The organism is Gordonia desulfuricans NBRC 100010, assembly GCF_001485495.1.
GTDB classification, from domain to species: Bacteria; Actinomycetota; Actinomycetes; order Mycobacteriales; family Mycobacteriaceae; genus Gordonia; species Gordonia desulfuricans.
The window spans coordinates 1-23,359 of the sequence record NZ_BCNF01000073.1 but is presented as its reverse complement, the minus strand read 5'-3'; the positions used below and the strand labels follow the sequence as shown (position 1 = coordinate 23,359).

Genomic DNA, 23,359 nt, shown 5'->3' with positions numbered 1-23,359 from the left:
TGCAACGTTCAAGCAGAGCGGCGGTTCTGCGACCGCAGGGAGCGGCGTGATTCGACCCAGGACTGGAAGGCGGTGACGCCGCCCGGATCGAAGGCGATCTCGTAGGTCCGATCGTCTCCGGAAGACGCGGACTGATGCACCTCGAGGATGACCATGCCCTCGAGGATGTCGCGCTCGGTGCCGACCGGGCGGCGCCGGCCACTGATGTCGAGACGACGTCGGACCAGGGTGCGCGACGGGCCGGGCCGCAGGGACGAGAGGCGGTAGTAGCGCAGGGCCTCGTCGGTGTAGTGCACGGTCCCGTGCCGCCATCCCTCGTCCACATCGGCGGGTAGCACCCGCAACAGAACAGGCGTCCCACCGCGACGCAACTGCGCCACGCGGAACGCCAACAGACAGCACAAGGCCAGGACCAACACCAGCAATACGCTGAGCACCACGACGAGTACAGACACCCGAGTGCACCTCCTCGGTCTCCGCCTCGGCGATCGCGTCGGGCAGTGACGCGGGGCTGGGTCGAGGGAGACGTGTTCCAAGCATGCCACCCCGCAAAGCAGCGAGGCCAGCCACCCCGGTCTGGGGTGACTGGCCTCGCTGAACTCCGAAGTGTCGGAGTGAGCTACTTCACCAGATGTTCGGCGGCGGTCAACCGTGCATGTGCATGGTTGTAGGCCTCGCTGCCCGGTTCGGCGGCCTCGAGGGCGGCCTTCTCCGCTGCAACGTCGACATCATCGGCCCACTCGGCCGAATCGGCCAGGATGGTGACCGATTCGCCGGTGACCGAGAGGAAACCGCCTTCGATCGCGGCGGCCTTGCGCTCGCCGCTGGTCTCGACGATCACCACGAAGCCACCGGGCACCAGCTGACCGAGCAACGGCTCGTGTCCGGCCAGGATGCCGAGTTCACCGACGGTGGTCTGGGCGATCAGGAAGGTCGCCTCACCGGAGTACAGCTCCGTGTCGGCCGCGACGACCTCGACGTGGTAGGACTTGTCAGCCATTGTCGCCTGCTACTTTCCGGCGATCTTGGCAGCGGCGGCCTCCACGTCGTCGAGCCCACCGCAGCTGTTGAACGCCTGCTCCGGCAGGTGGTCGAACTCGCCCTTGCAGACGCGGTCGAACGCCTCGATGGTGTCGGCCAGCGGAACGACCGAGCCCTTCTCACCGGTGAACTTCTCGGCGACCAGGAAGTTCTGGCCCAGGAACTTCTGGATACGACGGGCACGCTGAACGGTGACCTTGTCCTCTTCGGACAGCTCGTCCATACCGAGGATGGCGATGATGTCCTGCAGTTCCTTGTACTTCTGCAGGATGCGCTTGACCTCGTTGGCGACGCGGAAGTGCTCGTCACCGACGATCGAGGCCTCCAGGATGCGCGAGGTCGAGGTCAGCGGGTCCACGGCCGGGTAGATACCCAGCTGCGAGATCGGACGCGAGAGCTCGGTGGTCGCATCGAGGTGCGCGAAGGTGGTGGCCGGCGCCGGGTCGGTGTAGTCGTCGGCGGGGACGTAGATCGCCTGCAGCGAGGTGATCGAACGGCCCTTGGTCGAGGTGATGCGCTCCTGGAGCTCACCCATCTCGTCGGCCAGCGTCGGCTGGTAGCCCACGGCCGAAGGCATACGACCGAGCAGGGTCGAGACCTCCGAACCGGCCTGGGTGAACCGGAAGATGTTGTCGATGAACAGCAGCACGTCCTGGTGCTTGACGTCGCGGAAGTACTCCGCCATCGTCAGCGCCGACAGCGCCACGCGCATACGCGTGCCCGGCGGCTCATCCATCTGACCGAACACCAAGGCGGTGTCCTGGAGAACGCCCATCTCCTCCATCTCGAGGTGGAGGTCGGTGCCCTCACGGGTGCGCTCACCGACGCCGGCGAACACCGAGGTTCCGGAGAACTCGCGGGCGATACGGGTGATCATCTCCTGGATCAGAACGGTCTTGCCGACACCGGCACCACCGAACAGACCGATCTTGCCGCCCTTGACGTACGGGGTCAGCAGGTCGATGACCTTGATGCCGGTCTCGAGGATCTCGGTCTTGCCCTCGAGCTCGTCGAAGGCCGGGGGCTTGCGGTGGATGCCCCACTGCTCGCCGTCGCGACCCAGGCCCGGGCTGTCGAGGCAGTCACCGAGGGCGTTGAACACGTGGCCCTTGACGACGTCGCCGACCGGCACGCGGATCGGGTAGCCGGTGTCCGACACGGCAGCGCCGCGGACCAGGCCGTCGGTCGGCTGCATCGAGATGGTGCGGACCAGGTTGTCGCCGAGGTGCTGTGCGACCTCGAGCGTCAGGGTCTTGGCCACCGACGGGAGGGAGACCTCCGCATGCAGGGCGTTGAACAGGTCGGGGATCGAGCCACGGGGGAACTCGACGTCGACCACGGGGCCGATGATCCGGACGATCCGGCCCTCGGTCGACCCCGCCGACTTCGCGGATGGGGTTTCTACTGCTGCGGTCATGGTGGTTGGGTCACTTCCTCTTCGATCGAAGTTTCTGTGCGGGCGCCGGGAGCGAAGCGGGCGGGCCCGGTTGATGGAACGGACGCGCCGCCCGCTTTCTCCGGCTAGTTGGCCAGTGCGCTGGACCCGCCGACGATCTCGCTGATCTCCTGCGTGATCTGAGCCTGGCGCAGCTGGTTTGCCTCGCGGGACAACGTCTTGGACAGTTCCTCGGCGTTGTCGGTGGCGGCCTTCATCGCAGTACGGCGTGCGGCCGACTCCGATGCGGACGAATCCAGGAGGGCCGCGTAGACGCGGGTGGCGATGTACTTCGGCAGCAGCGCCTCGAGCAGTGCCTCGGCACCGGGCTCGAAGGAGTAGTTGCGAACCTCGCTCGGCACGGTCTCCGCGTCGGAGACGTCCACCTCGTCCTCGGTGACCACCAGCGGGGCCATCCGACGGACCTCTGGCTCCTGGGTCAGCATCGAGACGAACCGGGTGTACACCAGGTGCAGCTCGTCGAGACCCGCCAGCGCGCCCTCACCGTCCGGCCGATCGACCGACTCATCCGAGCCGGCGACGAACAGGTTGACCAAGAAATCGGTCGCACCCGCCGCGTCGACGAACTCGGGGGCCTGGGAGAACCCGGTCCAGGAGTCGGCGACGTCCATGCCGCGGAAGCTGAAGTAGCCGACGCCCTTCTGCCCCATGACGAACAGCACGGGCTCCTTGCCCTCTTCCCGCAGCAACGCGATGAGTTCGCGCGTCGCCCGCAGGACGTTCGTGTTGTAGCCGCCACACATGCCGCGGTCGCTGGTGATCACCAGGATTCCGGCACGCTTGGCCTGCTCACGCTCCACCAGCAGCGGGTGATCGAGCGATCCCGCAGCGCTGGCCAGCTCGGACAGGACCTTGGTCATCTCCTCCGAGTACGGCTTCGCAGCCGCCACCCTGGCCTGGGCCTTGGTGATCCGGGAGGTCGCGATCAGTTCCTGCGCCTTGGTGATCTTCTTGGTCGACTGGACCGACCGGATGCGTGAGCGCAGCTCACGAATGCTGGCCATGAGCCCTCACCCCTTCCTTGCCTGAGATGTCGATGGTCGCTTCGATCACTTGCGGATCTTGATCGACTCGTGCTCGACGTCCTCGGAGTCCATCGCCTTGGCCTCGGCCTCGTTGACGACACGCTTGCCGTCATGGGTGAGGTAGGAGAACTTGAACTTGTTGGTCTCGGCGACGAGGGCCTCGGCCTGATCCCCGGAGAGCACCTGGCCACCGGCGATGGAGTCGTAGACACCGGTCGCGTTGTGGTGCAGATGACTCAGCAGCTGGGTCTCGAAGTTCCGCACGTCGTCGACGGGCACGGAGTCGTAGTGACCCTCACCGCACAGGTAGATCGAGACGATCTCGTCCTCGACCGAGTACGGGCTGTACTGATCCTGCTTGAGCATCTCGACCCACCGAGCACCGCGCTCGAGCTGCGCCTTCGAGGCGTCGTCGAGGTCGGAGGCGAAGGCGGAGAAGGCCTCGAGCTCACGGAACTGGGCCAGCTCCAGACGCAGCGAGCCGGACACCTTCTTGAGGCCCTTGGTCTGTGCGGCACCACCGACGCGGGACACCGAGGTACCGACGTTGATCGCCGGGCGGACGCCCTTGTTGAACAGGTCGGACTCGAGGAAGACCTGGCCGTCGGTGATCGAGATGACGTTGGTCGGGATGAACGCCGAGACGTCGTTGGCCTTGGTCTCGATGATCGGCAGACCGGTCATCGAGCCGCCACCCATGGCGTCGGACAGCTTCGCACAACGCTCCAGCAGACGGGAGTGCAAGTAGAAGACGTCACCGGGGTATGCCTCGCGGCCCGGCGGGCGACGCAGCAGCAGCGAGATGGCGCGGTAGGCCTCGGCCTGCTTGGTCAGGTCGTCGAACACGATGAGGACGTGCTTGCCGTCGTACATCCAGTGCTGGCCGATGGCCGAACCGGTGTAGGGGGCCAGCCACTTGAATCCGGCGGAGTCGGAGGCGGGAGCCGCGACGATGGTGGTGTACTCCATCGCGCCGGCCTCTTCGAGGGCGGTCTTGACGCCCGCGATGGTCGAGCCCTTCTGGCCGACCGCGACGTAGATGCAGCGCACCTGCTTGGTCGGGTCGCCGGACTCCCAGTTGGCCTTCTGGTTCAGGATGGCGTCGATGCAGACCGCGGTCTTGCCGGTCTTGCGGTCGCCGATCACCAGCTGGCGCTGTCCGCGGCCGATGGCGGTCATGGCGTCGATGGCCTTGATGCCGGTGGCGAGGGACTCCTCGACGGGCTGACGCTCGAGCACGGAAGCGGCCTGCAGTTCGAGGACGCGCTGTGCCTCGGCCTCGATGTCGCCGAGTCCGTCGATCGGCTTGCCCAGCGGGTCGACGACGCGACCCAGGAACTTGTCACCGACCGGGACCGAGAGCACGTCGCCGGTACGGCTGACCTGCTGGCCCTCTTCCAGGGTCTCGTAGTCACCGAGGATGACGGCACCGATCTCGTCCTCGTCGAGGTTCAGCGCCACGCCGAGCACGCCGCCCGGGAACTGCAGCAGCTCGTTTGCCATCGCGCTCGGCAGGCCGCTGACATGCGCGATGCCGTCCGCGGTATCGGTGATGATGCCGACCTCGTCACGCGTGGCTTCGGCTTCGAACGACGAGACGTACTGCTCGATCGCTCCCTTAATCTCGTCTGCTGAGATCGTCAACTCCGCCATGGGTTCTCGTCTTTCTTGCTCAGTCCGTGAGTGGTACGTGGGGTGTTCGGGTCGTCGAACGCCGGGCGCGGCGTCAACGGGGCAGTGTCTCGGCCGCCTTCGCCAGACGTGTGGCGATGTCGGCCTCGATCACCTCGTCGCCGACGCCGATGCGCAGGCCGCCGATGATCGACTCATCGACCTCGGTCTGGACCGAGATCTTGCGGTGGTAGATGTTCGCGAGCACCGTCGACAGGCGGGTGACCTGGGCGTCGGTAAGCGCAACGGCGGAGATCACGTGGGCCACGGTCTCGCCACGGCGGGCTGCGGCCAGTTCGGCCAGGTGCGCCACGGCGACCTCGGCCGGCTGCCCGTGCAGCGCATTGATGGTGTGCGAGAGCAGGTACCAGGTGTGCTCACCGACCTGGTTGCCGACGAGCGAGCGCAGCAGGTCGTTGCGCTTGTCGGCGGGACGTGCGAAGTCCGACAGCAGCGAGGCCAGTTCGGGGTTGCCGTCGAGCAGTCGACCGACGCGGAACAGCTCGTCCTCGGTCTGCTCGATGGTTCCGTCACGCTCGGCGGCTGCGAGCACCACCAGGGCGTTCTGCCGACGCAGGGCGACCAGCAGGTCGTTGCTCTGCGACCAGCGCTGGACGGCACCGGTGGCGACGAGGTCGACGACGATCGGGGCGACCTTGCCGTCGAAGAGCGAGTGCACCAGCTGCCGCTTGCCCGCAGCGTTGTCCTCGTCCTCGGTGATCTTCTTGCGCAGCACCGGGTTCTTGACCAGGAACCGGATCACCTCGGAGAGCTCCACCGACGCCGCGGTCAGTGCCGACGAATCGAGATCGGCTGCCGCCGAGTCGAATTCGGTGGCGATGGCCCGCGCAGCCTCACGGCTGGTGGCGTGCAGCGAGTGCAGACCGATCAGCTCTGCGTTCGACGGGATACCGGTCTCCGGCTGCGAACCCGAGGACATGCCCTCGAGCTCGTCGATCACCCGGTCGATGGTCGCGGCCTGGTTGCTCGGCACGGCCAGATGCTTGCGCACCAGCTCGCCGGCCCCGTCGACAGCGGTCAGACCGAGATCGGTACGCAGCTGACGGATGAGGCTGGTGCGGCTGAGCTCGGCCTGTGCCTTGCCGTGCTCGCTGATCCGCTTGACCTCGCTGTCGGCTGCCTTCTTCAGGTCGTCCTCGATCGACTTGGCGTCGGAGAGGGCTCCCTCGTGCAGTTCCTTGGCCTCGTTCTCGGCGCGCTCGATCGCCTTCTCGTGGGCCACCTGTGCCTCGGCGGCACGATTCTTGGCGTCGTCACTCTCGGTGATCTGCTGCCCGATCGCGTCCTGCTGCTTGGCCACTGCCTTGCGCAGCGGCGGCAGCACGTACTTGATGAACAGGAAGACCAGGACCAGGAACCCGACGAGCTGTCCGATGAAAATGTCCACGCTTACTTCACCGTCTCTGTCTGCTCGGCCCCAGCGGTGGCTGCGGCGACATCGGTACCCAGGACGCGGCCGGCCAGCGTCGCCGACAGCCGGCTCACGTCCTGCTTGGCGGTCGTGACCGCGTTGTCCGCCTCCACCTTCAGATCAGCCGTGATCTTGGCGAGTGCGGCGTCGGCCTCCTCGGTGGCCTTGTGCTTGGCGGAGGACAACTGCTCGTTGCCCTTCGCCCGCGCCTCGTCACGGATTCCGGTGGCGTCCCCACGGGCGTCGCGGAGACGCGCCGTGTACTCACGGTCGGCATCCTCGAAGCTCGCCGCAGCGGCCTTGTTGTCCTTGACCGTCTGTGCGACGCGTTCCTCACGCTCGTCGAGCACCTTGAGAATCGGTGGGACGACGAGAGTGCGGATAACGACCAGCACGACGATGAAGATCAGCAGGCACGCGAAAAACGTGCCATTGGGGATGAGGAAGTTTGACGTCCCCCCGGCTTCTTCTGAGGCGAGACTCATCATGATGGGTGGTCCCCTATCGGGATAACGAACGTGAGAGGTGGACTGGCGTGACGCCGGCTATCAGCCGCCGTAGGTCTGGGCCGGGTTGGCGAAGACGAACAGCGCCATGAAGGCGAGGTTGATGAAGTACGCGGCCTCGACCAGACCGACGGTGATGAAGAACGGGGTGAACAGTCGGCCCTGGGCCTCCGGCTGCCGGGCGATGCCGGCGATGAGCTGGGAACCGGCGATACCGTCACCGATACCGGCACCGATCGCGCCGCCGCCCATGATGAGGCCGCCGCCGATCAACGCGCCCATGCTAACCAGATTCGGATCCATTGAGATCTTTCCTTTCGGGTGGTACTGGCAGCCGTGAGACTGCCAGGTCTGTGGGTCCGGTCGGCGCCGCCGACCAGGGTCGTACTACGGGTGGTCTGACTCAGGTCGTGGACCTCTAGTGGTGATCCTCTTCGAGTTCCATGCTCTGGCTGAAGTACAGGATCGTCAGCAGGGCGAAGATGAAGGCCTGGATCAGGCCGACGAAGAGGTCGAAGGACTTCCACAGGGCGTTGGGCGCCCACAGGATGTAGGCCGGGAACAGCGCGATGACCGCGAGCATGGTTCCACCGGCGAACATGTTGCCGAAGAGTCGGAGGGAGAGCGAGACGGGCTTGGCGATCTCTTCGATGATGTTGATCGGTGCGAGTCCGGCTGCGTGACCCTTGACCAGCATCACGAGGTGCTTGATCGGACCGCGGCGACGGGCACCGGCGAAGTGGTACCAGACGAAGACGAACAGGGCCAGCGCGTAGGCGAAGTTGACGTCGCTCGAGGGCGTCATCAGGACCTCGGTGGTGCTGCCGTCGGACTTGCCGTACTGCCACGGGATCACACCCAGCCAGTTGGCGGCCAGGATGAAGGTGAACAGGGTGACCGCCAGCGGCAGGACGAACCCGGCGACCTTCATGCCGATCGAGCTCTGGATCTGCTGACGCATCTGGACGGTCAGCACCTCGAAGTACATCTGGACCGCGTTGGGCTTACCCGAGGTGACCTTGTACCGGACGACCAGCGCGAGGGCGATCACGACGGCGGCGGCGATCAGGGTGGAGATGATCGTGTCGATGTTCCAGGTGAGCCCCAGCCACTCGGCCTGCCGGTGGTGCCCCACCTCGATCTTGGACTCGGCAAGGTAGAGGGTGCCCGAGCCGTAAGACGGTGCGCTCATATCTGCTTACGAAGTCCTTTCATCACCGGAATCACCGTGTTGAGTACCAGGACGACCTGGCCGACGGCGAGTCCGAACATCACGCCCAACCCGTCGGGCCGGACCAGGAAGGCCGCCGCCAGCGCCAGCACGGTGATCACACCGAGCCGGAGCGCCGAATTGACGGCGAGCAGTTTCTTACGGGGATCTTCCTCGGCCGCCACCCGGGCCACCGCAAGGGTGACCATCTTGGCGTTGACGAGGACGGCGACGACGCCCACCGCGAAGAACACTGCGAAAACAGGGTGTCCGAGGTAGATCGCGACACCGGCCGCGATCAGGGTGAATGCCGCCGAGATGATGCCCGGCCGCACCAAACTGGTGGGTGCCGCCGGGTAATAAACGGGAGCGGAGTCAGGGGCGGATGTCGCCATTGCCTCTCCTCATCTCTCCTACTTGTGCTTGCACGGATGGACCATCCGACGGGCACGGGGCAACCGGCGTACCACAGGCGGCCGTGAGCCACCCGAGCGTACGCTTTGCGTTCGCAGTGACCCTACCAAGACCTTGGGCGTTTTCCACCAGGGGGTGGGCACATCGTCGGGTTCGGGTCCTACGGAGGCGTTGTCGGCCTCCGCGATGTCGGCGGGCACCGGGGCCCGCCGAACTACTACGGGCCATAGTACATGGCCTTTACCGTTGGCTTACCTACCCCCGGGTTCAGGTTCTCACCTGCCCCGACGGGTGCAGAGCCTACTGCACGGAACGGACATGCCATAGCCCCGCAAGGGACTTTTCTCACCAGACGGCAGCACACCGGGCGGACGCACGACCCGGTTGGCCGGCCCCCGGGCCTGGTCAGCTGCCGTGAGCCGACCGCGCCGAGGCCAGACGGCGCGAGAGCCTGGGCGCGATGGTCACCAGCATCGCCACCACCAGTCCCCCGGCGAAGGCCGGTGCCACCACCGTCACCGGGAACACCGTCGACGCGGCCACCGAGAACGCCAGCACGGCCACCCAGAGATAGATGATCAGCGCGACCCGACGTTGCGAATGGCCCAGTTGGAGGAGCCGATGGTGCAGGTGCATCTTGTCCGGGGTGTAGAAGCCGACACCGGCGCGGGTACGCCGCACGATCGCCATCAGCATGTCCAGCATCGGGATGAACACCACCGCGGCGACCAGGATCAGCGGGGACAGCAACGTGACGATGTCGGCCGAGCCGTAGCCGTACACCGCGATGCGGCCGGATGCGCTGGTCGACGCCGCGGCCAGCATCAGACCGATCAACATCGCCCCGGAGTCGCCCATGAAGATTCGGGCGGGCGAGAAGTTGTGGGGCAGGAATCCCAGACAGGCGCCGGCGAGTACCACCGCGATCAGTGCCGGCGGGTAATAGCTGACATCCCCGCCCTGGTCACGCAACAGCCCCAACGAGAACAGGCAGATGGCCGACGCCGAGATCAGACCCAGTCCGGCGGCGAGGCCGTCGAGTCCGTCGATGAAGTTCACCGCATTGATCGTGGCGACCGTGATGACCACGGTCAGCAGCCCCGATTGGAGCGGATCGAGGACCACCGTGCCGATGTCGCCGAAGGGAACCGGGATCTGGATCCAGCTGATCCCCATGATCACCATGACGCAGGCGGCGGTGACCTGCCCGACGAACTTGGTCAGCGCGTCCAGGCCCCACCGGTCGTCGATCGCACCGACGATCACGATGACCGTGCCCGCGGCGATCACCGCGGTCAGGTCGTTGGTGTAGGCGAAGCCGCGGTTGAGTGCGGGCAGATTGGCGGCGAGTGCGATGGCCGCGACCATCCCGGCGAACATTCCCAGTCCGCCCAGGCGCGGGGTGGGGATGACGTGCACGTCGCGCGCGCGGGGTACGGCCACCGCCCCCATCCGGATCGCGGCCACCCGGACCAGCGAGGTCAGCAGGTAGGTGATCGCCGCCGCCGACAGCCCGACCAGCAGCAATTCGCGAAACGGCACACCGGCTCCACCCGTCGCGGGAGCGGCGAGCACAAGAGCGGACGGATCTGGCACCCGATCAGGCTACCCGCCGAGCATCTCGGCGATCTCGGCACGGATCCGGGTGTGTTGCGCGGTGTCGGTGAGGGCCGTCACCATCCACTCCGCGACGGTGACCGCGGTCTCCGGCCCGCCCCCCGACAGCGCGAGGATCGGGGTGCCGATCCGGATCGCCGACCCCTCGGCGACCGGTCGGGTGTCGAACGGCAACACCGTCTTGTCCACGACGATGCCCGCGCCCTGCAGGCGGCGCTGCGCCTGCACCCCACTCAGGCCGAGCGGACTGACGTCCACCACGGCGAGATGGGTGTCGGTGCCACCGGAGACGATCCGCAGGCCCCGGTCGGTGAGGGCGGCGGCGAGTGCGCGCGCGGTGTCCACGACGGTGTGGACATGCTCGGCGAATCCGGGGGTCGCGGCATGGGCGAAGGTCGCGGCCTTGGCGGCGACGACGTCCATCGGTGCGGCACCCTGGGTGAACGGGAACACCGCCTTGCGCAGGGTGGCGCCGTGCCGCCCGGCGCCGAGGACGACCCCCGACCGCGGGCCGCGCAGCACCTTGTGGGTCACCAGGGTGACGACGTCGGCGTAGGGCACCGGTGACGGCGCCACTCCCCCGGCGACCAGCCCGGCCAGGTGTGCGGCGTCGACCCACAGGATGCACTCGGCCTCGTCGGCGATCTGACGCAGCAGCGGGTAGTCGAACAGCCGCGAGTACGCCGGTGAACCGACGACGAGCAGCCGTGGGCGGTGCAGCAGGGCGAGTTCGCGGATCTGGTCGTAGTCGACGAGTTCGTCGTCGGCGCCGACCGAATACCGGATCGGGGCGAACCAGCGGCCGGAGAAGTTGGCGCGGGAACCGTGCGTCTGATGACCGCCGTGGTCCAGACGCAGCGACAGCACCGGGTCGCCGGGCTGGGCGAATGCGGCGTAGACCGCCGACGCGGCGACGCTCCCCGACAGCGGCTGGACGTTGACGTATTCGGCCCCGAAGAGTTCGGCGGCGCGGGAGACGGCGAGATCCTCGATCTCGTCGACCACCTCACAGCCGCCGTGGAAGCGGGCACCCGGATAGCCCTCGGCATAGGTGTCACCGAGGGGTGAGGCGAGGATCTCGCGGACCGCGGGGAGCGCGATGGTCTCCCCCGCCACCAGCTGCAGGGACCGGGCCCGCCGCGTCGATTCCCGGTCGACCAGCGCGCGCAGCTCGGGATCGATCCGACCCAGTTCGGCCTGGGCGTCTGCGGTCATCGGGCCAGCAGGCTCGCCGGCTCGACGCCGAGGACCTCCGCGACGTCCTCGGTGGAGACCGCGCCCTCCCGCAGGATGCGGGGTGTGCGACCGGTCAGGTCGACGATGGTGGAGGCCTGCGCCTTGGGTGCGACGCCGCCGTCGAGGTACACCGCGACCTCGTCGCCGAGCTGCTCGCGTGCCTCGTCGGCGATGGTGGCCGGGGGGCGGCCGGAGACGTTGGCACTGGAGACGGCCATCGGCCCCACCTCGCGCAGCACCTCGATCGCGACCGGGTGCAGCGGCATCCGCAGCATCACGGTGCCGTCGGTGTCACCGAGGTCCCACGCCAGTGACGGGGCCTGCTCGACGACGATGCTCAGTCCGCCGGGCCAGAACGCCTCGACCAGTGCCCGGGTCTGCGAACTGACCCCCAGGATCAGTCCGTCGACGGTGTGCCACGACCCGACGAGCACGGGCACGGGCATGTCACGACCACGGCCCTTCGCCGCGAGCAATGCGGAGACGGCCTCGGGATCGAAAGCATCACAACCGATTCCGTAGAGGGTGTCGGTGGGCATCACGATCAGCCGGCCGGATTTCGCGGCGCCGACCGCCGCCCGGATGCCCGTGGCGCGCTGGTCGGGATCGGTGCAGTCGAATACTGAGCTCACCGATTCATCCTTGCACGCTCACCGTCCGCGCCGACGGGCGGTGACGAACCGGGGACGCCCGGTGAGGTCGGTGTGCGACGTGACCTCGTCGAAGTCTCCGGTGCCGCGCAGCAGACCGGTGACGGCGTCGCCGGTGGTGTCGTCGTGTTCGATGCCGACGCAACCGCCAGGCCGCAGGATCGCGGCGATCGTGGCCGCCATCGGCGTGATCACGTCCATCCCGTCCTCGCCGCCGAACACCGCCATCGCGGGATCGGCGTGCACCTCGGCGGGCACCGGCGTGGTGCTCGGCACATACGGCGGATTGCTGACCACCAGGTCGGCCGGGGCACCGACCATCGCGGCCACGGCACCGGCATCGGTCACATCACCGGTGTGCACCACGACGCGGGCGGCGACGTCGGCGGCGAGCCCGTCGACGTTGCGCTGCAGCCAGGTCGTGGCCTCGGGTGACTTCTCGACGGCGTGGACCCGCGCCCCGGGCAGCGTCGCCGCCAGGGCGATGGCGAGCGCACCGCTCCCACTGCACAGATCGACGACGGTGAACTGGGCTGCGGCACCTGCCAGTTCACGCTCGGCGAGCTGGTGCGCCCAGGCGTAGAGCAGTTCGGTCTCCGGACGCGGGACGAACACCCCCGGCCCGACGTGCAGTACCACCGGCCCGAACGCCGCGGTCCCGACCAGGTGCTGCATCGGAATGCGTTGTGCGCGAAGGGCGATCAGGCCGGCGAAGCGTGCCCGCGCTTCGTGGTCGAGATCGTCGGCGACGAGCAGCCTGCCCCGGTCGGTGCCGAGCACGTGGACCAGCAGCCATTCGGCGTCGGCACGCGGCGAGTCGACCCCGGCGGCGGCCAGGACCCCGGTGGCCTCGGCGAGCGCCATCCGGACCGGCTGCCGGCCGGCGTCGCCCGTGCCGGGATTCACTGGGCCTCGAGCCGGGCCTGACGGTCGGCGGCGACGAGGGCGTCGAGCAGGGCGTCCATCTCACCGTTGAGGACGGCGTCGAGGTTGTTTGCCTTGTACCCGATGCGATGGTCGGTTATCCGGTTCTCCGGGAAGTTGTAGGTCCGGATGCGCTCGGAGCGATCGACGGTGCGGATCTGCGCGGCACGGCCCTCGGCGGCGGTCGCCTCGGCCTCCTCCTCGGCGGCGGCCTGCAGCCGGGCGCCGAGCACCTGCATGGCACGGGCCTTGTTCTGCAGCTGGGACCGCTCGTTCTGGCAGGTCACCACGATGCCGGTGGGCAGGTGGGTGATGCGGACCGCGGAGTCGGTGGTGTTGACGCCCTGACCGCCCTTGCCCGACGACCGGTAGACGTCGATCCGCAGGTCCGACTCGTCGATCTGGACCTCCTCGACCTCTTCGGGTTCGGGGTAGATCAGCACGCCGGCCGCCGAGGTGTGGATCCGCCCCTGGGACTCGGTGACCGGCACGCGCTGCACGCGATGCACCCCACCCTCGAACTTCAGGCGCGACCACACGCCGTCGCGGACGGTCTCGCGGGACTTGATCGACAGCGTCGCGTCCTTGTACCCGCCGAGATCGGATTCGGTGACGCCGAGGATCTGCGCCTTCCAGCCGTGACGTTCGCAGTACTTGAGGTACATGCGGGCGAGATCTGCGGCGAACAGCGCCGACTCCTCGCCACCGGCACCGGACTTGATCTCGAGCACCACGTCGTCGCCGTCGTGGGCGTCGCGCGGGGCGAGCAGATCGGTCAGGGTGGCGTCGAGTTCCTCGACGGTCTCCTCGAGGCCGGGGATCTCCTCGGCGAACGCCGCGTCGTCGGCGGCGAGTTCACGGGCGGCGGCGAGGTCGTCGCGCGCGGCCTGCAGCCGGGCGTGGGTCGCCATGATCGGGGCCAGTTCGGCGAAACGCTTGCCTACACGTCGGGCCATCGCCGGGTCGTCGTGCAACGACGGGTCGGCGAGCTGCGTCTCGAGCCCGGCGTGCTCGGCCAGGATGTCGTCGATGGCGGTGCTGGTGGCACCGGCGGTGCCGGTGCGTGCTGGTTGGTTCACTCGGGTCCGTCCGTCGGGTCTGGTGGAGAAAAAACAAACGACGCCCGACCGGTTGAACAGAAACCGGGCGGGCGTCGTCGTCAGACCTACTTGGCGGTGTCGGCCTTCTTGCGCTTGCCGTAGCGAGCCTCGAAGCGGGCGACGCGGCCGCCGGTGTCGAGGATCTTCTGCTTGCCCGTGTAGAACGGGTGGCACTGCGAGCAGACTTCCACGGTGATACGGCCGTTGGCCGCGGTGCTGCGGGTCTCGAAGGTGTTGCCACAACCGCACACGACGGTGGTCGGGTGGTAGTCGGGGTGAATTCCCTGCTTCATTCCTGGTGTCCCTTTCTCATGGTCGCCGGGTCACCGACGCGGATCGTCGGTGTGAACCGGAACCGGACTCGACCGACCAGTATGCCACGCACACGGATGCCCGCGGAAATCCGCGGTGCCGTGGTGCATGACCGGCTCGGTACCCCCCTCAACACCGCCGCCGGGCCCGTTCATTCCCGGCCCGCGACCCCGCGCGCCCCACCGGCCGCCGACCGCCTCGCTGCGGCCGCTCCCGGCCCTCCCACCTGCGACGGCACCCCGATGAGGACACCCTCACCTTGGTAAGCCTTGGCTAAGTTATAGTGACCCAGGTTCGCTTCAGCGTCGCAGCGGCCACCGTGACCATCCGGGTCCACCGAGGACCGGCACGAGAGGGGACGCATGCAGGCGCAGCCGCAAGCCCCGCAGCAAGGACTGTGGGATCCGAGCGACGAACACAGCAGTTGCGGGGTGGGTTTCATCACCCGCAAGGACGGGGTCCAGAAACACAGCGTGATCGACAAGGCCCGCGAGGCCCTGTGTTCGGTCCCCCATCGCGGAGGTTTCTCCGCACTCGGTGTCGGCGACGGTGGCGGCATCTCGATCGATCTGTCCCAGCGGTTCTTCCGCAAGCTGACCGGACGCCCCGACCTGCGCCTCGGACAGTTCTGCGTGGGCAACTTCTTCCTGCCCACCGAGTCCGCGGCCGCCGCGAGGGCCACCCGCCTGATCGAGCGGACCATGGCCGACCGCGGCTTCACGGTGCTGCGCGTCCGCGAGGTGCCGGTGGACAACAGCGTGTTACGTCCGGCCGCGGTGGCCTTCCAGCTGCCGATCACGCAGTGGATCTTCGCGGCACCGGAGCCGTGCCCGGGTCCCGCCGATCTCGACCGGCTGGTCCAGCAGGCGCTGCTGCACATCGAGGCCGTCGGCTACTCGACGGCAGAACTCGCCGGCCTGTACCCGCTGTCGCTGTCGGCGCGTACCCAGGTGCTCAAGGGCCGGTTGTCGTCGCCGGAGGTGATCGACTACTTCACCGATCTCGCGGATCCGGATCACCGGGTGCACACCCTGTTCTTCCACACGCGGTTCTCCACCAACACCGATCCGCATCCGACGATGGCGCAGCCGTTCCGCTTCCTCGCCCACAACGGTGAGCTCAACACCGACAAGAAGAACCGGATCGCCCAGGTCACCGCGGCCGCGGCGCGCAAGCGCACCATCGTGCGCCCGCCCGGCCAGTCCGACTCCAGCCGCCTCGACCAGACCGTGGCCGCCCGCGTGATCAACGACCAGGTGGATCTGGTGACCGCGATCGTCTCGATGATGCCGCCGGCATGGGAGAACGACCCGACCCTGTCGGACCGGGTCCGCGCGATGTTCGAGTACTTCTCGCTCTACGAGGAGAAGAACGACGGCCCGGCCGCCGTGGTGTTCGGTGACGGCACCGTGATCGGCGCCCGCCTCGACCGGCTCGGCCTGCGCCCGCTGCGCACCGTCGAGACCGCCGACTATCTGTGCGTCTGCTCCGAGGCCGGGCAAGTCACCTTCGACCCGGACACCGTGATCGCCCGCGGCCGCGTGTCGGCGGGTGGGATGATCTTCTACGACCACCGCGAGCATCGCGTGTACACCACCGCCGATGCCTACGAGAAGCTCGCCGCCGCAAGGGATTACCCCGCGCTGCTGCGCGCGGCCAAGATCGACCTCGACGAGTTGCGGGCCGCCACGGCCGCAGAGGCCACGCCGGCTGCCGGCACGGCAGGCACCGACACCGACGTCGATGCCACCGTCGCCGACCCGGCTCCCGGCGAGCTCACCGATCACCAGCGGTTCCGCGCCTATCACCTCGACCAGGAGTCGTTCCGGTACTTCGCCGACCCGATGATCACCGACGGCGCCGAGCGGGTGTCGGCGATGGGCTTCGGTAATGCGATCAACGCGCTGACCAACGTCGAATCCAATGTGTCGCGGTTCTTCTCACAGCGATTCGCCCAGGTCACCAACCCGCCGCTGGACAGCATCCGCGAGGCCGACGGCATGACCCTGCGGGTCGCGCTCGGCGCCCGGCCGGATGTGCACCACGATCCCGACCCGTCGAAGGGCCGCCAGATCGTGCTGAGCACACCGATCCTCACCGCCGGCGAGCTGGAACTCCTTCTCGCACAGGGCGAATCACCCATCGAGGTCTTCGACGCCACGTATCCGATCGGTCCGGACGAGTCCGATCCGGCCGTCACCCGGGCAGCGCTGGTGTCGGCGGTCGACGGGGTGGCCGCCGCCGTGGTCGCCTTCGCCGAGGCCCGCGGCGGGATCGCGGTGCTCTCCGACCGCGGGATCGGCCCCGACCGCGCCGCACTGCCGATGATCTTCCTCGTCTCCGCGGTCAACCGGCTGCTGATCACCGCCGGTATGCGGCTGCGGGTCTCCGTGGTCGCCGACAGCGGGCAGATCGAGTCGAGTCACCACCTCGCCGCCGTCCTCGGATTCGGTGCCGCCGCGGTGCACCCGCACAGCATCACCCGCCGCGCCGCCCTGCTGGCACGCGGAGACGACGACACCGCAACCGGTTTCGCGCACTGGCGTCAGGCGGCGGAGAAGTCGCTGATGAAGACGATGGGCCGGGTCGGGCTGTGCACGGTGGAGAGCTACATCGGCGGCGAGTTCTTCGAGCCGGCGTTCCTCGACACCGCCGATCCCGATCTGTCCCGGTGGTTCGGTGATCTGACCGCACCGGTCGGCGGCGTCGGCCTGGGACCGATCGTGGAGGTCACCGCGGCCGCGCATCGGGCGGCGATCGCCACTCCCCTGGCCGCCGACACCGACCTGCCGCTGCTCGGTCTGTTCAAGGAGCGCGCCGACGGCGCCGGCCATTCGTTCGGCACCGCCGCCGTCCGCGGCTACGCGGGCCTGACCGGGGAGAAGATCCAGTTCGCCGCCGGCCGCGAGTACTCGGCCACCGCCGAGCGCGAGAGCATCGGCGAGTCGCTGCGGCTGTTCACCCTCGGCACCCTGGAGTCGGCCTTCGGGCTCGACGCCGACGTGTACGCCGACAGCAGCTTCGCGGCACTGACCCCCGACGAGATCGACGCGTTCACCGTCACCGACGCCTACCGGGCGTTCATCGACGATCTGGGCCGCACCCGGGAACGCCGGCCGAGCGCACTGCGCGACGTCCTCGCCCCGGGTGCCGCCACCGCACCGATCGCTCTCGCCGATGTGCAACCGGCACACCAGATCACCGCGACCTTCGCCTCGGGTGCGATGAGCCACGGCGCGCTGGTGGCACCGGCGCACGAGGCCGTCGCCCACGGCACCAACATGGTCGGCGGGCTGTCCAACTGCGGTGAGGGCGGCGAGCACATCTCCCGCTACGGCACCCTGCGCGCCTCGCGGATCAAGCAGTTCGCATCCGGCCGGTTCGGCATCTGGGCGGGCTATCTGGCCGACCCGATGCTCACCGAACTCGAGATCAAGATCGGCCAGGGCGCCAAACCCGGTGAGGGCGGCCAGCTTCCGGCGCCCAAGGTGACGGTGGAGATCGCCGCCGCCCGCGGCGGTACGCCCGGAGTCGAACTCGTCTCTCCCCCACCGCATCACGACACCTACTCGATCGAAGACCTCGCGCAGCTCATCCACGACTGCAAGGCCGCCCGGGTCCGGGTGATCGTCAAACTGGTCAGCTCCGAGGGCATCGGCACCATCGCCGTCGGCGTCGCCAAGGCCGGTGCCGACGTGATCAACGTGGCCGGCAACACCGGCGGCACCGGTGCCGCATCGGTGAGTAGCCTGCGTTATGCCGGTCGGGCCGCCGAGATCGGTCTCGCCGAGGTGCATCAGGCACTCTCGGCACAGGGGTTGCGCCAGAAGGTCACCCTGCGGACCTCCGGCGCCCACCAGACCGGCCGCGACGTGGTGATCTCGGCCATGCTCGGCGCCGACAGCTTCGAGTTCGGCACCGCCGCACTGATGATGATCGGCTGCGTGATGGCCAAGAACTGCAACATCAAGTGCCCGGCGGGTCTCACCACCGATCCCGAGGTGTTCGACGGCGACCCGCGCGCGATGGCCCAGTACCTGCTGAACGTCGCCCACGAGGTCCGCGAGATCCTCGCCGGCCTGGGGCTGCCCGACCTGCGTGCGGCCCGCGGGCGCACCGACCTGCTCACCGCGGTCGACCATCCCGCGCTGGTCGCCACCCTGCGCACCGATGCGCTGCTGGCCCGGGCCGCCGACCGCGAGATCGACGACCCGGTCTACCTCGACAGCGACTACGCCGTGGACGACGAGCTCGGCCGGCAGGTCCTCGCCGGACTCGAGGCGGGCCAGACCACCATCACCACCGCCGGGGTGTGGCTGGGCAACCGCAACCGCGGTGTCGGCGCCCAGCTCGCGGTGGACATCGAACGCCACCTCAACCACATCCTCGACGCGCCGGCCGCCGGTGCGCTCGCCGCGGTGTGCACCGACGACCGGGGCCGGCGGTACCTCGACGACGACACCGTGGTGGTGCCCACCTCCGGATCGGCCGGACTGTCCTATGCCGCATTCTGCAACGACGGAATGCGACTGGAGCACAACGGAACCTGCAACGACGGTGTCGGCAAGTCGATGTCCGGCGGCACCGTCGTGGTGCACTCGCCGGGTGGCGGCGCGGCGTCGGTCGGCGGCAACGTGCTGATCGGCAACTTCGCCCTGTTCGGCGCGACCGGTGGCCGGCTGTTCGTCGAGGGCGAGGCCGGCGACCGGTTCGCCGTGCGCAACTCGGGTGCCACCGCGGTGGTCGAGGGTCTCGGCGAGTTCGGCTGCGAGTACATGACCAACGGGGCGGTGTTCAATCTCGGCGGCTACGGTAACGGTCTGGGCAACGGGATGAGTGGCGGATTCCTCTACCAGTACGACCCGGCCTGTGAGCTCGCCGAGCGGATCAGCACCGATTCGGTGATCGTCGGTGCGATCACCGGCGTCGACGACCCGCTCGCCCCGCTGCATCATCACGCCGCCCACACCCTGCTCCAGATGCATGCCGACGCAACGGGTTCGGCGCTGGCGACACGACTGCTGGAGAACTGGGAGACCGAGCGGCACTACGTCTCCTATGCCATGCCGCGGGCCCTGGTGGCCCATCAGGACGCACCGACGCTGCTCGCACGGTTCGGCCGGCGTGCCCTGGTCGAGGAGTTGTCCACCGCGATGGCCGTCGATCAGGTCCGCAGCCTGAAGGCGGATCTGCGGGCGGGTCGCCCGGTGGCCGGCGGTGTGGTGCCGGCCTTCGGTCACACCGACGACGCCGACATGTACCGCCTGCTGGGTGCGTTCACCGTGTTCGAGCTCGCCCGTGAGGTCGCCGAGGCACGGCTGCGCCGTGGTCGGGCCGGACGCGGCGCGGGTCCCGCGGGTGCGCCGTCGGCGGAGAGTGTGGCCCGCGCGGCGCGCAACCTGGTGCTCACCGAGGACTCCGACCTGGTCAACCGGGTCGCGCGCTATGCCCGCGACATCCTCGCCGACCGCGACGACGACCGGATCGCGGCGCTGATGTCGGCGAAGCGGGTGGCCGACTACAAGGAGGCCCTCGCCCGCCGGAACGTGCGGTCGATGGACGCCCCCGGTACCTACGGCTGGATTCTGCACCAGGACCGCCACAACCGGGAGGTCCTCGGCGAACTGCCGTCGTTCGTCCAGTTGTTCGCCGCACGGGCCATCCCCGACGTCGCCGAAGCTCTCGCGCGCACCGCCGCCGCCGGTATCCCCGGTGTCCCCGCCCCCGACTCTCGTGCTGCGGCCACCGCCGCCGCCCTCCCGGAGGTCTCCTGACATGCAGTTGCCCTATATCCCCACCGACGTCCCGTTCACCGGTGACCAGAAGGCGTGGCTCGCCGGCTTCCTCGCCGGGCTCAACACCCGCATCAACATGCCGCTGGCCGCCGGGTCGCCGCTGGCCGGGGTCGCACCGCTGAGCGGCCCGGGCGCGGCGGCACCCCCCGGGATCGCCTGCCAGATCGCCTACGGCAGCCAGACCGGCACCGCCGAGTACCTCGCCGAGCAGGTCGCCGACCGTGCCCGCACCCAGGGTTTCGTCCCGCAGGTGTGTGCCCTCGAAGACCTCGATCTCGGTGCGCTCTCGGCGGTCCGGCGCCTGCTGGTGATCACCTCGACCTACGGCGAGGGCGAGATGCCCGACAATGCCGAGATGTTCTGGCAGGCACTCGCCGGTCCGGGCGCACCTCGCCTGGACGGGCTGTACTTCGGGGTGCTGGCGCTCGGTGACTCGGTCTACGACGGCTTCTGCCAGGCCGGCAAGAACATCGACGTCCGCCTCGGCGAGCTGGGCGGCACACGGGTGCTCGATCGTGTCGACTGCGACGTCGACTACGAGGGCCCGTCGGCGGACTGGATCGGACGTGCGATCATCGCACTCGCCGGCATCGACGAGAACCTTGCCGATGTCCCGGCCGACCCTGCCGCCGACAGCCCCGAGAGTTCTCGTATGACCAGCACCATCGACACCACCGCCCCGGCCACCACCGCTCTGGCGGCCGCACCGACGCCGGCCGACAAGCCGCAACGCGCGCCCCGCTGGGGCCGTAAGAACCCCTACCCGGCCACGATCGTCGCCAACTCGGTGTTGTCGGGTCCGGAATCGGACAAAGAGGTACGGCATCTGGTGATCTCGCTGGGTGACAGCGGAATCGACTACGAGCCCGGTGACGGGATCAGTGTCACCCCGGTGAACGATCCGGCCCTGGTGGACCTGGTGCTCGAGCGGCTCGGTGCCACCGGCGACGAGCCGATCACCGACCGCAAGTCCACCCGCACGCTGCGGGAGTCCCTGTCGCGGCATGTGGAGATCGCCACGCCGTCGAAGTACCTGGTGGACTACATCGCGTCGCGTACGCAGGATCCGGAGCTGGTGCACCTGACCTCCACCGGCGACAAGGAGGCGCTCGACGCCTGGCTGTGGGGTAAGGACGTACTCGATCTGCTCAACGTCGATCCCGCCCTGAGCGTCACGCCCGAGGAACTGATCGCCGAGCTCCGTCCGCTCCAGCACCGGGTGTACTCCATCTCGTCGAGCCCGCGGGCCCACACCGGCACGGTGCACATCACGATGGCCACGGTGCGCTATCGCTCCGGGGAGCGCACCCGGGGTGGGGTGTGCTCGACCTATCTCGCCGATCGCCGTGCCGAGGGGGAGCTCGTCGACGTGTTCATCACCCCCAACAAGTCGTTCCGGCTGCCCGCCGACGATGCGAAGATCATCATGGTGGGCCCCGGTACCGGCATCGCCCCGTTCCGCGCCTTCCTGCACGAGCGGCAGGCGCGTGGCGCCACCGGCGAGAACTGGCTGTTCTTCGGTGACCAGCACCAGCACTGCGACCACATCTACTCCGACGAGATCGACCAGTTCGTCGCCGACGGCGTCCTGACCCGGCTCGATCTGGCGTTCTCGCGCGATCAGGCACACAAGGTGTACGTGCAGGACCGGATGCGTGAGCGGGGTGCCGAGCTGTACGCCTGGCTGGCCGACGGCGCCCACGTCTACATCTGCGGCGACGCCACCCGGATGGCCCGCGACGTCGACGCCGCCCTGGTCGGCATCATCGCCGAGCACGGCGGGTTCGACGAGGACGGCGCCCGCGATCACCTGAACCAGTTGAAGAAGGACAAGCGCTACCTCCGCGACGTCTACTGACGCCTCGGGCGAAAGGAGACCATGCCCGCAACCCCCGATGACCCGACCGACTCCCCTGCTGTGGGGCCCGATGCCGCCGCGTCGCGCCCGTGCGGGCGCCATTTCGGGTGCCGATGTCGGGCCGGCAGCGACCTCCAGGCGTTGCTGGACACGCCGGGGTTCGCCGGCACGGTGATCGACGGCGGGGTACAGGCGGCCGTTGCCGCCCTACCCCACCTCGATCAGGTCGTCGGGGTGACGGTGGCCGGGCCGGTCGTGATGAACGCGGTCGGGATGCATCACGCCCCCGAGCTGCCGGGTGGGCCCCTGCGCTGCGGGCCGTCGCGGATCTCGTTGCGGATCAATCCCGCCCGGCTCGGCACGGTGCTGATCACCGAGCCGGCCGCACATCTGCCGCCGACGCTGCGGTGGTTCGACTCCGAGGGCAACACCGCCCACGCCACCTATCTCACCGAGCGCAGTGACCGGCTCGCCTTCGAGTCGATCGCTCTGGCCACCCCGGAGGGACTCGCCCCGGCCGTGCCGGAGGAACACTCCGGCACGTCTGTCGACACCGATGTATCGGTCGATCCCGGGGCACCGGCCACCGACCAGATCGCCCAGTTCGACTCGATCCTCGACGACCACGGGGTGTCGCGACGCGAGAGTCTGCCCGGTCTCACCGACCAGGGCTGTGCGCTCGTCGAACCGCGGCGGGTGATCGCCGCACTCGAGCATGCCGCGCTGCTGGGGATGCCGATGACGCTGGCCGCCACCGGACCCGGCTGCGTCCAGCTGCACCACGATCACCTCGACGGCGCCCGCGAGCACCGCGGGCAGATGGTGTTGGCATCGGGTGGTGCCCGGATGATGGTCGACTTCGCGCAGCTCGCCGAGTGCTGGGTGACCCGCGCCGACGGCGTCTGGGGTCCGACCGGTTCGATCGAGCTGTACGACCGCCGCGGGCGTTGCGCGCTGATCGCCACCCAGACCGGTCCGGTGGCCGCCGGGGTGTTCGAAGGCTGGCAGCAGCTGGTCTCCGACCTCGTACACTGATCGTCGACTCGCCGCGATTCTCGGTCTCGGCTCAATCACCAACGCCGAGTGGATGGTTGAGCCGAAACCACTTCGGA

General features: G+C 68.6%; 19 protein-coding genes. 3 read left to right on the top strand and 16 right to left on the bottom strand.

What is annotated here, in order from left to right; translation table 11 throughout:
• Window positions 1-8: 8 nt before the first annotated feature.
• The 16 genes from GD1_RS12790 to rpmE all read right to left on the bottom strand — a co-directional run bounded on the left by GD1_RS12790 (window position 9) and on the right by rpmE (window position 14,575).
• A complete protein-coding gene (locus GD1_RS12790; RefSeq protein ID WP_020793329.1) occupies window positions 9-455 on the bottom strand; it encodes a DUF2550 domain-containing protein in 447 nt (148 codons plus the stop codon).
• A 164-nt stretch (window positions 456-619) separates the two neighbouring features.
• Window positions 620-1,000, bottom strand: a complete 381-nt coding sequence (locus GD1_RS12785) for a F0F1 ATP synthase subunit epsilon (protein WP_020793328.1) — start codon at window positions 998-1,000, stop codon at window positions 620-622.
• A gap of 9 nt (window positions 1,001-1,009) precedes the next feature.
• Window positions 1,010-2,458, bottom strand: coding sequence for a F0F1 ATP synthase subunit beta (gene atpD, locus GD1_RS12780; protein ID WP_020793331.1), 1,449 nt, complete (start codon window positions 2,456-2,458; stop codon window positions 1,010-1,012).
• A 104-nt stretch (window positions 2,459-2,562) separates the two neighbouring features.
• Complete coding sequence (locus GD1_RS12775) at window positions 2,563-3,501, bottom strand: F0F1 ATP synthase subunit gamma (RefSeq protein ID WP_059037346.1); 939 nt, start codon at window positions 3,499-3,501, stop codon at window positions 2,563-2,565.
• 45 nt (window positions 3,502-3,546) lie between these two features.
• Complete coding sequence (gene atpA, locus GD1_RS12770; RefSeq protein ID WP_059037344.1) at window positions 3,547-5,175, bottom strand: F0F1 ATP synthase subunit alpha; 1,629 nt, start codon at window positions 5,173-5,175, stop codon at window positions 3,547-3,549.
• A 73-nt stretch (window positions 5,176-5,248) separates the two neighbouring features.
• Window positions 5,249-6,601: a F0F1 ATP synthase subunit B/delta gene (locus GD1_RS12765; protein WP_059037342.1), complete on the bottom strand. Its 1,353-nt coding sequence runs from the start codon at window positions 6,599-6,601 to the stop codon at window positions 5,249-5,251.
• Window positions 6,602-6,603: 2 nt separating this feature from the next.
• Window positions 6,604-7,110 (bottom strand): F0F1 ATP synthase subunit B, encoded by a 507-nt coding sequence (locus GD1_RS12760; protein WP_059037339.1) that lies wholly within the window; start codon window positions 7,108-7,110, stop codon window positions 6,604-6,606.
• 63 nt (window positions 7,111-7,173) lie between these two features.
• A complete protein-coding gene (locus GD1_RS12755; RefSeq protein WP_053778090.1) occupies window positions 7,174-7,434 on the bottom strand; it encodes a F0F1 ATP synthase subunit C in 261 nt (86 codons plus the stop codon).
• A gap of 115 nt (window positions 7,435-7,549) precedes the next feature.
• The gene (gene atpB, locus GD1_RS12750; protein ID WP_020791254.1) at window positions 7,550-8,323 is read right to left on the bottom strand and encodes a F0F1 ATP synthase subunit A; all 774 of its coding nucleotides are present in this window, start codon (window positions 8,321-8,323) and stop codon (window positions 7,550-7,552) included.
• Window positions 8,320-8,736 carry a hypothetical protein gene (locus GD1_RS12745; RefSeq protein ID WP_059037337.1) on the bottom strand — a complete coding sequence of 139 codons (417 nt, stop codon included), beginning with the start codon at window positions 8,734-8,736 and terminating at the stop codon, window positions 8,320-8,322. The genes atpB and GD1_RS12745 overlap by 4 nt, the downstream gene beginning before the upstream one ends.
• Before the next feature lie 424 nt (window positions 8,737-9,160).
• Entirely contained in the window at window positions 9,161-10,351 is a 1,191-nt protein-coding gene (locus GD1_RS12740) for a glycosyltransferase family 4 protein (protein ID WP_053778088.1), read from the bottom strand.
• Between the two features lie 9 nt (window positions 10,352-10,360).
• Complete coding sequence (gene glyA / locus GD1_RS12735; RefSeq protein WP_059037335.1) at window positions 10,361-11,587, bottom strand: serine hydroxymethyltransferase; 1,227 nt, start codon at window positions 11,585-11,587, stop codon at window positions 10,361-10,363.
• Window positions 11,584-12,240 carry an L-threonylcarbamoyladenylate synthase gene (locus tag GD1_RS12730; RefSeq protein WP_059037333.1) on the bottom strand — a complete coding sequence of 219 codons (657 nt, stop codon included), beginning with the start codon at window positions 12,238-12,240 and terminating at the stop codon, window positions 11,584-11,586. Before GD1_RS12730 ends, glyA begins: the two co-directional genes overlap by 4 nt.
• A gap of 18 nt (window positions 12,241-12,258) precedes the next feature.
• Entirely contained in the window at window positions 12,259-13,122 is an 864-nt protein-coding gene (prmC, locus tag GD1_RS12725) for a peptide chain release factor N(5)-glutamine methyltransferase (protein ID WP_059037348.1), read from the bottom strand.
• Window positions 13,123-13,160: 38 nt separating this feature from the next.
• Complete coding sequence (prfA, locus tag GD1_RS12720) at window positions 13,161-14,261, bottom strand: peptide chain release factor 1 (RefSeq protein WP_053778084.1); 1,101 nt, start codon at window positions 14,259-14,261, stop codon at window positions 13,161-13,163.
• An 86-nt stretch (window positions 14,262-14,347) separates the two neighbouring features.
• Window positions 14,348-14,575, bottom strand: coding sequence for a 50S ribosomal protein L31 (gene rpmE / locus GD1_RS12715; RefSeq protein WP_020794625.1), 228 nt, complete (start codon window positions 14,573-14,575; stop codon window positions 14,348-14,350).
• A gap of 381 nt (window positions 14,576-14,956) precedes the next feature.
• On the opposite strand from rpmE, the gene GD1_RS12710 reads away from it, so the two are divergent.
• The 3 genes from GD1_RS12710 to GD1_RS12700 are packed head-to-tail and all read left to right on the top strand — an operon-like array spanning window position 14,957 to window position 23,282.
• Window positions 14,957-20,368, top strand: a complete 5,412-nt coding sequence (locus GD1_RS12710) for a glutamate synthase-related protein (RefSeq protein ID WP_059037332.1) — start codon at window positions 14,957-14,959, stop codon at window positions 20,366-20,368.
• Between the two features lies 1 nt (window position 20,369).
• Window positions 20,370-22,247, top strand: a complete 1,878-nt coding sequence (locus GD1_RS12705; RefSeq protein WP_059037329.1) for a sulfite reductase subunit alpha — start codon at window positions 20,370-20,372, stop codon at window positions 22,245-22,247.
• 21 nt (window positions 22,248-22,268) lie between these two features.
• Window positions 22,269-23,282: a ChuX/HutX family heme-like substrate-binding protein gene (locus GD1_RS12700; RefSeq protein WP_059037328.1), complete on the top strand. Its 1,014-nt coding sequence runs from the start codon at window positions 22,269-22,271 to the stop codon at window positions 23,280-23,282.
• Window positions 23,283-23,359 lie beyond the last annotated feature (77 nt).